Origin of the sequence: Parabacteroides sp. AT13 (assembly GCF_002272965.1) — a bacterium.
In the GTDB taxonomy this organism is placed as follows: Bacteria; Bacteroidota; Bacteroidia; order Bacteroidales; family Tannerellaceae; genus Parabacteroides; species Parabacteroides distasonis.
This window is the reverse complement of the sequence record NZ_NQMH01000002.1, coordinates 1,009,149-1,024,987: the sequence shown is the minus strand read 5'-3', so window position 1 is coordinate 1,024,987 and position 15,839 is coordinate 1,009,149. Positions and strand designations below refer to the sequence as shown.

Below are 15,839 nucleotides of genomic sequence, written 5' to 3'. Positions count from 1 at the left end.
CAGAAAAATAGTATAAGATGAAAAAGATATGGATTCCTGCGGCTCTTATGGCATTGGCCGCATGCAGTATGACAAACAATGCGGAGAAAGGACAGGGCGATTCGCAAGACATAACTGCCCGGCCCGCTATTACTCAAGTAGCAGAAAACGTACCGTCCGAACCATCCGTGGATAGCGTAGAGGTGGATGGGATTTCCTCGGCTACGGCCCTTCCGAATCACTCCTCTTTCAACGGGATCATGGTAGTTCCCCCGCAGCGGCAGGCTACGGTTACATTGACGATGGGAGGCACGGTTCATGCTACTACGCTGCTTCCGGGCGATTATGTGAAGAAGGGCTCCGTGGTCGTCAGCTTGGAGAATCCGGATTTTATCACGTTGCAACAGACCTATTTGGATGCCCATGCCCAAACGGAATACTTAGAGGCTGAGTATAAAAGGCAACAGCGTTTGAGCGAGCAAGAAGCGGCCTCGCAAAAACGTTTCCAGCAAAGCAAGGCGGATTATCTTTCCATGAAGAGCCGTCAAGATGCCGCCGCTGCGCAACTTGCTATCCTAGGTGTCTCCGCCGGCGATCTTCTGGAAGACGGTATCCAACCTTATTTGGAGGTAAAAGCGCCACTGAGCGGTTATGTCGCCGGGCTGTCCATTAATCTCGGTAAATACGTGAACGCGGGCGAACCGATCTGTGATGTGATCGATAAAGGCGAGACTCTTCTTTGCCTGACCGCTTATGAGAAGGATTTAGCGGACTTATCCATTGGGAACCAAGTGCAGTTCCGGGTGAATGGAATGGGGAAGGAGACCTTCCATGCGGTCTTGATCTCGATCGGACAGGAGGTGGACGAGACGAGCCGTTCCTTGGAAATGTACGCTCGGGTAAAAGAGACAAATCCTCGTTTTCGTCCCGGTATGTATGTTTCCGCACGGGTAGAGAAGAAATGACTATCTTTGCCTTCATGAAGAAAATGAATATAAAGAATAAATATGTGTTCTCGTTGGTCATCATATCGATCATGGTGGCCTTCTTGATCCATTTCCCGGAATTGGTGTCGTTGTTTGACGTTACCGGGCAGAACGCTCTTTTTCCGGATATGTCGGTATTGGATGTAGCGAATGAGGTCTTTTTCACCTTCGTGTCCCTCTTACTGTTATTTGCGATGAACACGTATGTCTTTGGTTTCAATCGGCAGAAAGCGCATATCTCTTGGCGGAAGGTCCTGCTCTCGTTCGTGATGACTTGGTGCGTGAATAATTTATTAGGAAAGGGTTTCGTGTTCTTGCACCATCAGTTTGATATCCCGGCGATCGACGCCTTGGTGCATCATTATCTGCATCCGTTGAGGGATTTTATCATGTCGTGCGTCGTTACGGGTAGTTGCTATATGATTTACCTGATTCGTCAAAGCCAGCAAGTACAGGTCGAGAACCAGCAATTGCGGGCGGAGAATCTATTGAACCAATATGAGGCCTTGAAGAGCCAGCTTAATCCTCATATGTTATTTAATTCCTTGAATACGCTCCGTTCCTTGATCCGGGAGACTCCCGGGAAGGCACAAGAATATTTGCAGGAGTTATCCCGTGTCTTACGTTATACCTTGCAAGAGAATGAGTGCCGTAGTGTTACTTTACGGGAGGAGATGGATTTCGTGAACGCTTATATCTTCCTTTTGAAAATGCGCTATGAGGATAATCTGGTCTTCGATATAGACTTAGGGAAGGAGCACGAGTCTAAGCAACTGCCTCCTATGTCGGTGCAGCTTTTGATCGAGAACGCCGTGAAGCATAACGAGATTAGCAACCGTCATTCATTGACCATTTCCGTTCGTTCTGACCATGATTCCTTGACGGTTAGCAATCCCATCCAACCGAAATTGACACATAGCGGAGGCACCGGTATTGGTTTGGTGAACCTGAGTAAACGTTATAACCTCTTGTATAAGAAAGATATTTCCATAAAAGAAGATGCTAGTATATTCAGCGTAACAATTCCTTTGGTATGAAAGCTTTGATAATAGAAGACGAGAAAGCGGCTGTCCGTAATTTGATGGCATTGCTGGGAGAGGTTGATCCGGATATCGAGGTGATCGATGTCCTAGATAGTATTACGGATAGTGTCGAATGGTTTCAATCGCATCCAATGCCGGAACTTATCTTTCTGGATATCCATTTGGCGGATGGTTCGGCTTTCGAGATCTTCGGTCATGTGGATATCTCTTGCCCGGTCATTTTCACGACAGCCTATGATGAATATGCGCTGAAGGCGTTTAAAGTGAATAGCGTAGATTATCTGCTGAAACCGATCGATGCGGATGATATACGGAAAGCTTTGGATAAGCTGTCACGGTTACAATCGACGGCTGTGGAGAAAGAAGCGATCGATTATTCCGCTGTCATGCAAGCCTTGAAGCGGGTGGAAGGATATAAAACGCATTTCTTGATCCCTATGAAAGGGGATAAGCTGCTACCTGTTTCCGTGGATATGATCTTATTTTTCTATATAGCGGACGGAAATGTAAAGGCGGTGATGACGGACGGGAAAGAATACCTTTTCACGCAGACCTTGGATGAGCTCGCCGATAGCCTTGATCCCGCCTTGTTCTTCCGGATCAATCGTCAGTACTTGATATCCAGAAAGGCGGTGCAAGATATCGATCTCTGGTTTAACGGACGCCTTGCGATCAATTTGATCGTACCGACCTTGGACCGTATATTGGTTAGCAAGGCGAGAGTGCCGGATTTCAAGACGTGGTTTACGTCATGATGGATTATCAAAAGGGTTGTAGGGATGGAGTACGATGAACCGGGCTCCATGCTTATACGTCGGGTCTAATTGAATGGAGCCACCTAAATGCTCGATAATTGTTTGGCTGATGGATAACCCTAAGCCTGTACCCTGTGCATATTCATCTACCTTTTCGAAACGCTCGAATATGGCTTTCTGCTTATCCTCCGGTATTCCACATCCGGTATCGGTTACGGTGATACGTACATGCTGCTTGTCCTCATCTATTTGATAAGATAGGTTGATCTCTCCTTCTTTCGTGAACTTGCAGGCATTGGTCAATAAGTTTATCAATAATTGTTGGAGACGTATCGAATCTGTCTGGATATGTAAGGGGTCTTCAGAAGGTGTATAGGTCAATTGAACACCCGGAAAGACCCGGTGCTCTACACTTGCCAAAGCGTTCCGGCAACAATCTGATAAGCTTGTCTTCTCTATAATGAACTTCATATTCCCGGATTCTAGGCGAGAAAGGTCAAGAATGTCATTTATCAGATTAAGTAATAAATAAGAGTTATTGTTGATAATGGAGAAAAACTCTTTCTTTTCGCCAGCGGAAATAGATTCATCGGATATTAATTCCGAAAAGCCGACAATTGCGTTAAGTGGCGTACGGATCTCATGGCTGATATTGGCGATAAACGTGCTTTTCATCTGGTTGGCGTGTTCCGCTATCTCTTTGGCTGTACGAAGTTGACGCTCGGACTCTACTAAGGCTTCCTTGTCTTTCATAAGTTCTCGTTGGTAGCGGCGTGCGGAGCGATAGGACTTGTATACGATGTATAGCATCACTAAAAGAACGATCGATACTACGAGTAGAATAATCATTAACAACCTTTGGGTATGCAGTTGTTGTTCACGTAGCTGTAGTTCATATGCCTGCATCTCTTGATTGTTTAGATCATGTAATGTCCGGAGCTGATTGATCTGCCGGTTGAAGGCCTCGTCATGCAACATCTTGGTATGTTCTACAACTTCTCTACTAAATGCGAGCGCTTCTTTATAACGTCCCAATGCTTCGAGTATCTCGACTTTCAGCTCCGAGGTTCGTATATCTTCTTCTGTTAATTTATTTTTATCTATGATATTCAGCGCCCTTTCATACATACCTATTAAATAGTAATACTTGGCGAAAACGAAGTTGTAGCAGAATTCCGTATAATCATCTCCGGTTTTCTCTACGATCGGTGTCGCTTTCAACAAGGCGTCCAATGTCTCCTTGGGCTTGTCTTGAAGGACATACATATCCGCATAAAAAACATACATTAACGCACGGCAACGATCCACGGGGAAAGCGGTTCCTTGCTCTTCATTCTCTCTTTCTCTATCTTGGATCATTTCATCGTAACGAGTTAATAATTCCTTGGCTTCGGTGAAATGGTCGGTTCGAAGATAAGATTCGATGAGGTTTCCCATGTATTGCATCTCGAATTTCGGATTGTCACCTCGTTTCTGTAATAAATCGAGACCTTCCCGATAAGCTACTATCGCATCACTATCCCGATGTATCTCTTGATAGATTAAACCTAGGTTCTCATTGCAACAAATCAATCCATATTCACTTTTTGTATCACGGGCATAGTTGTATAGGCTGATCGCCCCGTTCATTGCTAACTCATAATTGCCGTCCCATAGATCCATTTGGCAAATGAATCCTCGTGCATCGAATAATGCGTCTGGAACCTCATTCTTGGCCGCGGCCAATGAATCTATCTTATGCGACCAGTAAATCAGGCTATCCCTGTTTTGTATATTGTAATAATGGCGGGATAAGTTGGCCCATGCGTAATATAAAGAAGCATGACCTTTCAAAGTGGAGCTTGCCACATCCGCCATTTTGTTTAGGTAAACAATCTCCTTGGGCGTTTGCCTGTACATTGTCGCTAAATCTTTATATAACTTGATCTGTTCATCTACGGTTGGCGAGGACTTTAATAGGGATAAAAGACTATCTTCCCTTTGTTGGGTAGTATAGGTGTTTTCCGCTAAAGAAAACATTGGGATCATTAAATAGATAAATAATACTAAATAGGTATTTCTCATGATATTGTATGATGTTCAATACAAAAATACATTTTAATATTAAATATCAAGCGTATGTTATGGAATTTTCGAGGTCTGCCTCATAGTTTCTTTTTCAAAGTGAAGAAAAAAGTAACCCCTTTTCCCGGACTGCTCTTCGCCGATATTTGTCCTTTATGAAAATTAACCCCGTTTTTAACGATAGATAATCCTAATCCGGTTCCTCCGATCTTACGACTGCGTCCCTTGTCTACCCGGTAGAAGCGCTCGAATATGCGATTGATATGTTCTTCCGGGATACCCACTCCATTATCGGAGAAGCTAAAGTAATAATATTTAGGATCTTCTTTATAGCAGTTGACGGTAATCTTTATGTTTTCTCCCGCATAAGCGATCGCGTTGTCATATAGATTCCGGAATATGGAATAGAGTAGGGAGTTATTCCCGAACACGGTCGGATCTCCCGGGAGGATAATTTCCGACGTGATGTGTTTTTCTTCCATATCTTGGGAGCATTCTTTTTGTATCTCGGCGATAAGCTTCGTGATATTTACTTCCGTGAGGTCGAACATCTCGGATGCCTCGTCAAGTCTGTTTAATACGGAAATATCTCGTAATAATCCTGTAAGGCGGGTACTTTGGGAATAACAACGTTCCAAGAAAAATTGACGTTTGTCCGGACTCAAATCTGGGTTGGATAGGATTGTTTCCAAATACCCTTGAATGCTGCTGACCGGTGTTTTCAGCTCGTGAGAGACGTTCTGCGTAAGCTGTCGTTTCATCCGGCTTTCTTCTTCTTGACGGGATATATCATTAATAGAGATCTCATAACTATTATCGAGGAATAAAATACATTCGATCAAGAATATTTTACCGTTCTTGTCAATAGTCACGGACTCTCTTAATACTTTCTTTTTCCGATTCAGATTCCGGATATTCTTATTCAAGAAGGTACGGATTGGTTCTAATTCGGCTATATCAGTAACGTCTTCCACTTGGTGGATCTGGGTGTCGGATATGACATTTATGAATTGAATGAATAGGATGTTAGAAAGAATCTCCCGCCCTTCACTTGTAAACATGGCGAAGCCTTCCTTGGAATATTGGAAATGTTTGATAAGCTTTTCCCGCTCCATGGATAACTCGTTTTTCGCTTTCTGCTGCCGATGGTATAAGGTTACGATATTCTGTGAGATGTCACCTAGCTCATCATTCGGGAAAACATAATCGACCGCAGGCATTCGATCTTTCTCTACGTTTAAGGCGAAATCCCTTAGTTTGGATATCGTTTTACCTATGCTGAAAGTAAAACGGGAAAGGACAAAGAAGAAAATCAAGGTCATCAATGCCATGAAATAAATGAAGTCCTTGTTTACCGTCAATATCCCTCTTACATATGGATCATAGGGCAGGGCTGAGCGGTAAATATAACCTCCTATATTCGATGCCGAATAGAAATACCTTTTTCCCGTAGATTCCGAGGAACGGATAGCGAACCCTTCATTATATAATCGGGCTTTGCGTACCTCGCTTCGATCGTTATGATTATTGAACTCATCCGTCCCGCTATTATCAAATAATACGTCGCCGGACGGATCTATAATGGTTACCCGCAAATCCTTTTGAGGGATGTCGTCCATGAAACTTATTACGGTCTGGTTGATGTCCGTACTTTGTTGGCATTTGCGGAATAATTGGTAATTATAGTTACTCAACACATTGTTCAACTTTTCTTGCGCGAACTCCCTTTCCCGCTGATATTGGAATAGCAGGAAACAGACCGTAAAGCCCAAGAACATAAAAAAGACCGACCAGAAAAGCCGTTGGCTAAACGGTATCCGGTGTCTTTTCTCACCATCTATCTTTACCATGATTCAGCGACAATATTAGCATTCAAAACAATAACCGAAACCTAAGCGAGTTACGATGTTCTTTCCATAAGGACCTATTTTCTTACGTAACCGGGTGATGTTGACATCGATGGTACGGTCTAGAACATATACCTCGTCTTTCCAGATGCGAGACAGTATTTCCTCTCTGGAGAAGACGTTCCCTTTATTTTCCAATAGAAGTTTTAGTATCTCAAACTCTTTTTTGGTCAATGGAACTTCCACCCCGTCTACCGTAGCCTTGATGCGTTTCGTATCAAGAGCTAATGTCTCATACTCGAGTTTCTCAATCTCTTTTTCTTTTGATTTCTCGGAAGTTCTTCTTAGTACGGCCTTAACACGCGCTATCACTTGGCGGATGGAGAAAGGCTTGGAGATATAGTCGTCCGCCCCGAGATTGAACCCTGTGAGCATATCGTTCTCCGTATCTTTGGCCGTGAGGAAGATGATAGGGGTATTAGCCGTCTTCTCATCTTGTCGCAGGATACGTGCCATCTTGAAACCGGAGATTTCTCCCATCATGACATCCAACAATAATAAATTGTAAACGGTCAGATCCTTTTTCAATGCCTCTTCCGCACTATAGGCGGTATCTACTTCATAACCTTCTATTTCTAAGTTGAATTTAAGGATCTCACACAAATCCTCTTCATCATCCACTACAAGAATACGAGTTGTTGCCATAAGCTGTTCTGTTTTTAAAAGAGTGCCTTACGGCTCTCCATATACAAATATAATTATTTTTGGCAAAGAACGGATATTCTTATTTCGGAGAAATGAAATATATGTTACATTGCTGTTAAAATCGCTCATGTAACATTTCTGCCGCAGGATATGTGTTAGTATAATAGATCATTAGGGATGCTACTTCCTATAATAATTATAATCCGTGACAAAACCCTCGCAAAGCCAGTTGGCCAAGGCTTGCCGATTGTTGCTGAGGATGATCCGTTGTTGGTCGTATTGGTTTTGTATGTTGCCCAATTCGACGAATACGGAGGTCGGGGTCGTGTGACGTAATACATATAAGTTACGATCGTCTACCGTGCCCGAGAATCCCCGGCCCGGCTGGTGGCGGTTGTATTTGCGCGAGAAAGTGGATTTCATCGTTTTAGCCAAGCGCTTGCTCGCTTGATCCTTGGGCTTATGATAGAAAAAGACATCGGTCCTTTGATGCCGGCTCCGGCTGTCCACATGGATGAATATCGCTCTCTTATAAGTTTCTTTATCTTTCCGGCTCAAGCTGTTTATCTTGGCGCAACGCTGATCCAGACGGCTTACTTGGCTGAGGGGGATCGGACTACCCATACAAGTTTCCCGTTTGCTGTTATTGAGAAATTGCTGGTCACGTATTCCGTCCTTTGCGTCTTGGATGATAATATATACCTTTGCGCCTCGCGTTAAAAGATTGCGTGCCAGACGTAACATGATGTCGTAAGCGTATTCATCCTCATGCAATTCATGGGAGCCCATTTTACCGATCGCCCCGGGGTCCGGACCGCCATGACCGCTGACCAGATAAAAGCAAGCTCCCTTTAAATCGGAAGAAGTTACTTTGTAACTGGCTAGTGACTTGCCGAATAGGGGCTGATAATTCTTCTTCTGAGGGGCGGAGGCGAGCGGAGGCAAGGTATATTTTACGCCCATGCGCAGAGTGTTATTTTTACCCAACTTCCCTTTATTAAGCTCGATAAACTCTTTCTGATACGTCCCGCCGGTACGGTTGAAGCGTTTGAGAAAAAGAGTGATGCCCTCTCCGTTTTTCGGATACGCCTTTTCTTGGGCAGTCAAGGAACCTGTATATACGAGAGCGATAATAAAGATGAAGAAAATACGGATACTATGTTTCACAGACATCTTAAAAATTGATTCTACGCCGTAAAGATAATTAAATCAACCTATAGTCAAAAACGATAATTTATAAAAAGAATCAATCAACCCATAAATGAGAGGGAGGATATCCTATTATAAATCTCTTTGGTTAATTGAATATCATAGGACGCGTCGTGCAATTTCGCGGAATCTATTTGTATGCCTAAAGCCCTTGCCACCGTTTCCTGCTTGAAATCTGTCATCTCATGCCGTTTGCGCATCAAATGCTGGGTAGACAATACCATTACGTCGATCGAGTTCACCCAGAACCATGAGTAGAAATAATGATCTCCGTTCTGTACGAAGAAGGCTTTCAAGAAGTGATTATCGAAAGAGGCGTTGTTGTATCCTACGAGAAAGAACTTGTCTTTTTTATCAAACTTGTCCACGTATTTGGACAGCATGTTCACAAATTTAACGTACACCTCTCGCATGGGAGGATAAGCCTGTATCTGTTCTTTGGACACGTTGCAAATGCGAAGCGCTTCTTCCTCTATCTCACATTGGGGATGTGGGCAGACATTGAAATTAAAAGATTCCTTCGTAACTCCATCAATTACGATCTCCCCACTTATTTGGTGGACGCCATTTCTCCAGTATTTTATGCCGGTAGTCTCTAAATCAAAAAAAAGTAGTTTCATAAATGCTTTTTGGTATAGGATGCAAAAGTAAGTTTTTTTATTCTTAAATGAGAGGATCTATAAGGTTTTCTCCGTTTATTTTATTATCTTTGCGAAAGTTTGAGTCTAGAATCATTATCGACATAGTTCTTCTTTTTATATTATTATTAAGCGGATCTCTCCTTTAATCATCAATTCTCACGCTAAGTTAGTATAAACAACGCTTCACGGAACGTGAGGCCCTAGTATAAATTAAAATCGACTGTATGGCAAAATACGCATCATTTGGTAAACGTGAAAACGAGAAAAAGAAACAAGCCCGCCGAGTAGAGAAACAGAACAGGAAAGAGGAAAGAAAATCGTCCGGCAAGGCGACTAGCTTTGAGGATATGATCGCTTATGTGGATGAAAATGGGATGATCACCTCTGTCCCTCCCGAACTTCGTCAAAAAGAAGAGATAAATCAGGAAGATATCTTGATCTCGACTCCTAAGAAAGAGGATGTGGCTCCCGTTATCTTAAGGGGCAGGGTAGACTATTTTAATGAGGCAAAAGGGTTCGGGTTTATCCGTGACTTGTCGGGGACGGAAAAGTATTTCTTTCACGTGAACAATGTTGTGGATGATATCTCCGTGAACGATATCGTGACGTTCGACCTTGAACGTGGCGACAGAGGCTTAAGTGCCGTGAATGTTTGTCTTGAAAATAAATAATAATACTTACCTTTGCGGCCGAAACAATTAATAAAAATATAATATGTCTGTCGCAAAAGTAGATGATAATAGAAAGGTGACCACACATCGCTTGATAGAGATGAAGCAGCGTGGCGAGAAAATATCCATGCTTACCGCCTATGATTATTCGATGGCGAAATTGATCGATCAAGCAGGAATGGATGTGATCTTGGTGGGAGACTCCGCTTCTAACGTAATGGCTGGAAACGTGACCACTTTGCCGATTACGCTCGACCAGATGATTTACCATGGTAAATCGGTCATGAAAGCGGTGAATCGTGCGCTGGTGGTGGTAGACCTGCCTTTCGGTACGTATCAAGGAAACTCTAAAGAAGCCTTGGCCTCCGCTATCCGGGTGATGAAAGAGACGCATGCCGATTGTATCAAGTTGGAAGGCGGGGCTGAGGTTCGGGAATCTATCGAACGTATCTTGTGTGCCGGTATTCCAATTATGGGACATTTAGGATTGACGCCGCAATCGATCAATAAATTCGGTACGTATACGGTACGTGCCCGTGAAGAGGCCGAGGCTAATAAACTGATCGAGGATGCCCATTTGCTAGAGGAGATAGGTTGTTTCGCCTTGGTGTTGGAAAAGATCCCGGCGGAGTTGGCGGCTCGTGTCGCTTCGGAGCTTACGATCCCGGTTATCGGCATTGGCGCCGGTGGAGGCGTAGATGGTCAAGTGTTGGTTATGCATGATATGCTCGGTATCAATCAAGGCTTTTCTCCCCGTTTCTTACGTCGCTACGCTAATTTAGGGGAGGAGATTACTCGTGCCGTACAAGCGTACATCGAGGACGTGAAATCTCAAGACTTCCCGAACGAGAAGGAGCAATATTAGAAACAGAATACATGAGATCTCATTTGCTAATAGGCGCCGCTTCGTCGGGAAGCGGGAAGACTACTTTTACCTTAGGATTGCTTCGTGCCTTGAGAAATCGTTCTTTACGGGTGCAGCCTTTTAAGTGTGGGCCGGATTATATAGATACTCGTCATCATAAAATGGCGGCTGGTTGCGCTTCCGTGAATTTGGATGGTTTCATGATGTCGGAAGGGCATATCAAGGATTTATATGCCCGGTATACCTCGAATGCGGATGTAGCCGTGACCGAAGGGGTGATGGGGCTGTTCGATGGCTACGATGCCATGCGAGGGAGTAGTGCGGAGATCTCCGGTTTATTGCGGATACCGATCGTATTGGTGGTGAACGCTAAAAGTACGGCTTATTCGGTAGCTCCCTTGCTTTATGGCTTCCGGAATTTTCGGAAAGATCTGAATGTCGTGGGGGCGGTATTTAATTTCGTGGCGTCGGAGAGTCATTATTCTTTCTTGAGACAAGCGTGTGAGGATGCGGGTGTGGAAGCGTTAGGCTATCTACCGAAGTGTGCGGATGTAGAGATCCCGAGCCGGCATTTGGGGTTGTCGTTGGATGAGGATTTTTGCTTTGAGGAGTTTGCGGACCGGGTTGCTTGCTTGGTGGAGGAGCATGTGGATATAGACCGCCTGTTGGCAATCACGGCTTTGCCAGAGCGACAGCCAGTTCCTCGGGTTAAGGAAGTCATGAGGACTGTTTCAAAGGCAAACTTAAATATAGCCATCGCCCGTGATCCCGCTTTTAATTTCTCATATGAGGAAAATATACATTTCTTATCTACTCTAGGCAAGATTACCTATTTCAGTCCATTGAGGGATGATTGTTTACCGGAGGCCGATTTTGTCTATTTGCCGGGTGGATATCCCGAGTTATATTTATCGGAGTTGAGCATGAATTCCGGGATGCGTGAATCGATTCATTCCTTTGTGGAAGTGGGGGGCAAGTTGCTGGCGGAATGTGGGGGGATGATGTATCTCTGTAAAGAGATTATCGGTACGGATGGGAATGCCTATCCAATGGCCGGTGTATTACCGCAATCCGCCACGATGGAGAACATGAAGTTACGTTTAGGGTATCGGACTTTATGCTATAAGAATGATGTCTTACGAGGGCATGAGTTCCATTATTCCCGGATCGTGCCTATGGAAAGTCCGCTGCCTTCGGTAGCGAAAGCCTTTACGGCGAAAGGAGGTCAAACGGATACCCCGCTATATCGCTACAAGAACGTATTGGCGGGGTACACGCATTTATATTGGGGAGATCCTTGTCGGAACGATTGGTTTATTGATTATCTGTATGGGGAAGCCCCAGATTGTTCTCGATAAACATTTTCAATATATTGATGGCGATCTGGTTGCTTCCTCCTTCGGGTATAATTAGGTCGGCATATCGTTTGCTAGGCTCTATAAATTGCAGGTGCATAGGCTTTAGTACCCGGGTATAGCGTTCCATTACCGCTTCCGCCGTGCGTCCTCTCTCGATCATATCCCGTTGGATCACACGGATAAGACGTTCGTCCGAATCTGTATCGACAAATACTTTCAAGTCCATCAAGTCTCGTAATTGAGGGTCGCATAAAGCGAGGATCCCTTCGATGATGACAACATCACGAGGCTCGATATGAATGGTCTCGGGCAATCGGCAGCAGGTAAGATAAGAATAAGTCGGCTGCTCGATGCATTTCCCCTCTTTCAGCAAGGTGACTTGCTCTGAGAGGAGCGGCCAATCAAATGCGTCGGGATGGTCGAAATTAATATATTGACGTTTCTCTACCGGCACATGGCTGTTATCTTTGTAATAAGAATCTTGAGGGAGTAATACGACCTCACCGGGAGGTAAACTTTCTATGATCTTTTTTACCACTGTAGTTTTCCCGGAACCAGTCCCGCCCGCTATACCTATAATTAGCATGATTTCTTATATTAATCCATATTTATGTTTATAAATGCAAAGGTAAGAAATATTTATAGTGGTAGTATTTCGCTATTAATAGAAAAAACGAGATAAAAAGAGCTGAATTCTATGTTGTATAGCATGTTTGTCTTAAATAAAGTTAATGAGTAAGCTTTTCTTGTTGGAAAATTATGCTGCATAACATAAAGTCTCTATATTTGCACTGTGTTTTTCATGGTATTAGATTTAAGGTTAACAATGAGATTGGCTGTCCGTGACGGATGGCCTTTTCTTTTATAGTAGGTCACCTCAACAATAATGATAGTTAGATGCGTTCCCCATTGTATTCATGATTTATTACTGTAGAACCTTCCTGTTGGATAAAGGTATTATCGGAAGTAGCTTGTACGCCTGTATCCAAAGATCTTTTCACGGATGTGAAATGATCTTTTCACAAGGGTGAAACGATCGTATCACGAGCGTGAAAAGATCTCTTCACATCCGTGAAAAGATCAGATCGTCCGGAGCTTGGCTATATTATCCACCGTTCTTATCCCCTGAGTGGGATTACTTGCGGCACAGATCTTCAATTGATTGTTACGATATCACGAGTCCATCCCCTTTATTTACTAAAGATGGGAATCAGATAGGTTAGTTTCGCGGATATTATTTGGCTGGAAGATTTAGAGAAAGTGTCTCCTTTACGACTATTGAACATATCGCCCAGCGCATAGTAATAACGACCTTCCAACAAGAAAGAGCCTATTCCGGTGCGGAGCTCGATTCCCGGTCCGCCGCAAAGCCCCCAATCGAACTTCTTTTGGACTTCCAATGTATGTTGTTCGTCCGGACGGTTCGCGTTCGGGTTCTCGCCATTAAGGTTCGACTCCGTGCTTTCGCTCAGCGCATAACCGATTTTAGGCCCTAGATTGACGAATACACGCACTCGCTTGCTTCCGAAATGGATGTGAGTCAAGAACGGAAGCTCCATATAGTTTACCGTACGGCTATATTTATATTGAGGTTTCTCCTCAAACTTCTCTTCCCATCCATGTTGGGTAAAGTTCAATTCCGCCTGTATGCCTAAATTGGGTTCCGTATTCCAACGTATCGTCGCTCCCCCGTTAAACCCAAGTTTCATCTTCGTAGGGACTTTTGGGGCAAAACTTACGCTAGAGAAATTTAATCCGAAGGACGCTCCAACCGCAAGCTCTTGCTTAAAAGTACTTTTCTGCGCATAGCAAATCGATAAGCTTGCCATGCACAGAAATATCGCTACAAATATCTTTTTCGTCATCATATCAATTATCTTACCTCACCGCGGGTTACCGTATAATCATTCTTGTAATGTACAATAAACAAGTTCGTATTGATAAAACCGCCCCAATTATTCACTCTATGGAAATCGAATCCGGTCTGGATGCTCTTATAATGGATCTTGTCTAAATTATTCTCGAAGTTCGAGCCATATTTATTGATGGCGCCTAGGAAATACATACCCGTGTCAAAGCCTAGGATTCCATATTTCGGGAATGTGTTGATTAAATTCTTGCTATACCAGTTTTTATAATCGGAATAAAAGCTATGGACTTCCGGAGATAAGTTGTCCGCATAGAAATTACTATAGATATAGGTGTTCAATGCGTAGAAGTCCTCCAGACACTCTCTTGTATAGGTCTGCCATTCCGGATAACCGAATAGGTTGACCATATAAGGCTCTTTCTCCTCCTCTTTCAACTCGGAAAGCATACGGAGCGGTGCCTTGATCTTATTCACCGCATCTAAGGAGGCGGAGGTTGGCAATACCACATTCCGCTTGTCCCTTACCATGGCTGCCTCTATATCCGTGGCGAAAGTATCCCCTTTATAAGTTACTTCCTTGAACGGGATATCGCGTTGCTGCATCTCCGTCTTGAAGGCTTTGATAAATTCTGGCTTTTCTTCTTTATCCTTTATATTGACAAGTATGATATTGTAATCCGAGAATAAATCGCATCCGGCTTGTGCCGCCTTGGAGTATAAATAGGAATGAGGTGTGTTTACTTGATAAACATTTGCGTTTGACAAGACATCATCATTCTTGGAGGTGAAAGGGATCACGTATTTGATATTATGCTTTTGGGCAAAATCAGCGATCAATCCGATTTGGTCGTTCTGTACGGCGCCAATGATCAAATTAGCGTTTGATAACGCATCTTCTTTCAATATCTCCTTGACTTTCTTCGTACCGTTTCCAGTATCATATACCGATAGCTCGATAGAGGTTCCCATATTTCGCAAGCTGTCGACCGCCAATAGCAATCCCTCGTAATATTCCACGAAACGGGAGGTCGCGGATGATTGCGTTGTCTCGTTCGTCATGAACGGCAACAATAAGGCGACTTGGATACGGTTCACCTTCTTTATATCTTTAGGAGTAGAGAGGAGGGCGTTCACCTCACGCTCTTCCGGCTGTCTTATGTTTTGGGTGATCACTTCTTCACTGGCTACCGGTATCTTGATAACCATGCCCGCTTTCACTCCGTTTTTCAGCTCGGGGTTGAGTCTTAAAAGCTCCACGCTGGAAATATCGAACTTCCGGCAGATACGGTACATGGTCTCTTTTTTCTGTATGGTATATTCCATTTCCTTCTGTACGGTCTTTTTTTCCGTAGTAGGCAAGGTCTCCAGTCGTGTCGGCGGGATCCGGATATTCTTACCAATCGTAAAGGTCGATGTGGAGAGACCCGGATTGGCGGCGATAATATCCGTAGCGGGCACTGAATATTTAATGGATAAAGAGTACAAGGTCTCTTTCGACTGGATCGTATGGTATGTATAGTTATCTGCTTTGCCGGAAGGTGCGATAGCGGAGTCCTTCTGCGGGATTCTTAACGTAGAACCGGCCTTGATCCCTTCTTTACTTTCCGGATTCAACCGATAAATATCCTCTACGCTTACGCCATACATGGTCGCTATGGCGTATACGGTTTGTCCGCGTTCGATGGTATGATAAAATATATCGCTCCCTTGTTCGTTAGTAAAAATAACTTGCTTATTATTCTTTTGGGAATAAACGGTTACGCTCGATAAACTTAAAAAGAACGTCAATGCGTATATACTAATCTTGTTCATTTGCTGTTCGGAGTATTTTGTGACAAAGATAGTG

Annotated in this window: 14 protein-coding genes; 6 read left to right on the top strand and 8 right to left on the bottom strand. The window is 43.7% G+C overall.

Annotation, left to right across the window (positions count from 1 at the left end):
* Positions 1-17: 17 nt before the first annotated feature.
* The 3 genes from CI959_RS18675 to CI959_RS18665 are packed head-to-tail and all read left to right on the top strand — an operon-like array spanning position 18 to position 2,763.
* The gene (locus tag CI959_RS18675) at positions 18-944 is read left to right on the top strand and encodes an efflux RND transporter periplasmic adaptor subunit (RefSeq protein ID WP_011966172.1); all 927 of its coding nucleotides are present in this window, start codon (positions 18-20) and stop codon (positions 942-944) included.
* On the top strand, positions 941-2,002 hold the full coding sequence (locus CI959_RS18670; protein WP_057316960.1) for a sensor histidine kinase: 1,062 nt from the start codon (positions 941-943) through the stop codon (positions 2,000-2,002). Before CI959_RS18675 ends, CI959_RS18670 begins: the two co-directional genes overlap by 4 nt.
* Complete coding sequence (locus CI959_RS18665; protein ID WP_057316961.1) at positions 1,999-2,763, top strand: LytTR family DNA-binding domain-containing protein; 765 nt, start codon at positions 1,999-2,001, stop codon at positions 2,761-2,763. The genes CI959_RS18670 and CI959_RS18665 overlap by 4 nt, the downstream gene beginning before the upstream one ends.
* On the opposite strand, the gene CI959_RS18660 is transcribed toward CI959_RS18665, so the two are convergent.
* From CI959_RS18660 to CI959_RS18640, 5 genes are all read right to left on the bottom strand, one after another.
* A complete protein-coding gene (locus CI959_RS18660) occupies positions 2,758-4,827 on the bottom strand; it encodes a sensor histidine kinase (protein WP_057316962.1) in 2,070 nt (689 codons plus the stop codon). The genes CI959_RS18665 and CI959_RS18660 overlap by 6 nt on opposite strands.
* A gap of 80 nt (positions 4,828-4,907) precedes the next feature.
* The gene (locus CI959_RS18655; RefSeq protein ID WP_008772333.1) at positions 4,908-6,677 is read right to left on the bottom strand and encodes an ATP-binding protein; all 1,770 of its coding nucleotides are present in this window, start codon (positions 6,675-6,677) and stop codon (positions 4,908-4,910) included.
* 15 nt (positions 6,678-6,692) lie between these two features.
* Positions 6,693-7,379 (bottom strand): response regulator transcription factor, encoded by a 687-nt coding sequence (locus CI959_RS18650; RefSeq protein ID WP_005857410.1) that lies wholly within the window; start codon positions 7,377-7,379, stop codon positions 6,693-6,695.
* A 180-nt stretch (positions 7,380-7,559) separates the two neighbouring features.
* A complete protein-coding gene (locus CI959_RS18645; protein ID WP_036612734.1) occupies positions 7,560-8,552 on the bottom strand; it encodes an N-acetylmuramoyl-L-alanine amidase in 993 nt (330 codons plus the stop codon).
* Positions 8,553-8,629: 77 nt separating this feature from the next.
* Positions 8,630-9,208 carry a 3'-5' exonuclease gene (locus CI959_RS18640; RefSeq protein ID WP_008772331.1) on the bottom strand — a complete coding sequence of 193 codons (579 nt, stop codon included), beginning with the start codon at positions 9,206-9,208 and terminating at the stop codon, positions 8,630-8,632.
* 245 nt (positions 9,209-9,453) lie between these two features.
* On the opposite strand from CI959_RS18640, the gene CI959_RS18635 reads away from it, so the two are divergent.
* Genes CI959_RS18635 through CI959_RS18625 form a run of 3 tightly spaced genes read left to right on the top strand, consistent with a single transcriptional unit; the run spans position 9,454 to position 12,123 of the window.
* Positions 9,454-9,900 (top strand): cold-shock protein, encoded by a 447-nt coding sequence (locus CI959_RS18635; RefSeq protein ID WP_005857403.1) that lies wholly within the window; start codon positions 9,454-9,456, stop codon positions 9,898-9,900.
* Between the two features lie 43 nt (positions 9,901-9,943).
* A complete protein-coding gene (panB, locus tag CI959_RS18630) occupies positions 9,944-10,765 on the top strand; it encodes a 3-methyl-2-oxobutanoate hydroxymethyltransferase (RefSeq protein ID WP_005857401.1) in 822 nt (273 codons plus the stop codon).
* 11 nt (positions 10,766-10,776) lie between these two features.
* Positions 10,777-12,123, top strand: a complete 1,347-nt coding sequence (locus CI959_RS18625) for a cobyrinate a,c-diamide synthase (protein ID WP_009017295.1) — start codon at positions 10,777-10,779, stop codon at positions 12,121-12,123.
* Here the strand turns inward: CI959_RS18625 and udk are convergent.
* From udk to CI959_RS18610, 3 genes are all read right to left on the bottom strand, one after another.
* Positions 12,080-12,709: a uridine kinase gene (udk, locus tag CI959_RS18620; RefSeq protein WP_005862771.1), complete on the bottom strand. Its 630-nt coding sequence runs from the start codon at positions 12,707-12,709 to the stop codon at positions 12,080-12,082. The two genes, CI959_RS18625 and udk, sit on opposite strands and share 44 nt — an antisense overlap.
* 604 nt (positions 12,710-13,313) lie before the next feature.
* Positions 13,314-13,988: a porin family protein gene (locus CI959_RS18615; protein ID WP_022191964.1), complete on the bottom strand. Its 675-nt coding sequence runs from the start codon at positions 13,986-13,988 to the stop codon at positions 13,314-13,316.
* Positions 13,989-13,996: 8 nt separating this feature from the next.
* Positions 13,997-15,805, bottom strand: coding sequence for a LysM peptidoglycan-binding domain-containing protein (locus CI959_RS18610; RefSeq protein WP_057316963.1), 1,809 nt, complete (start codon positions 15,803-15,805; stop codon positions 13,997-13,999).
* Between the last annotated feature and the right edge of the window lie 34 nt (positions 15,806-15,839).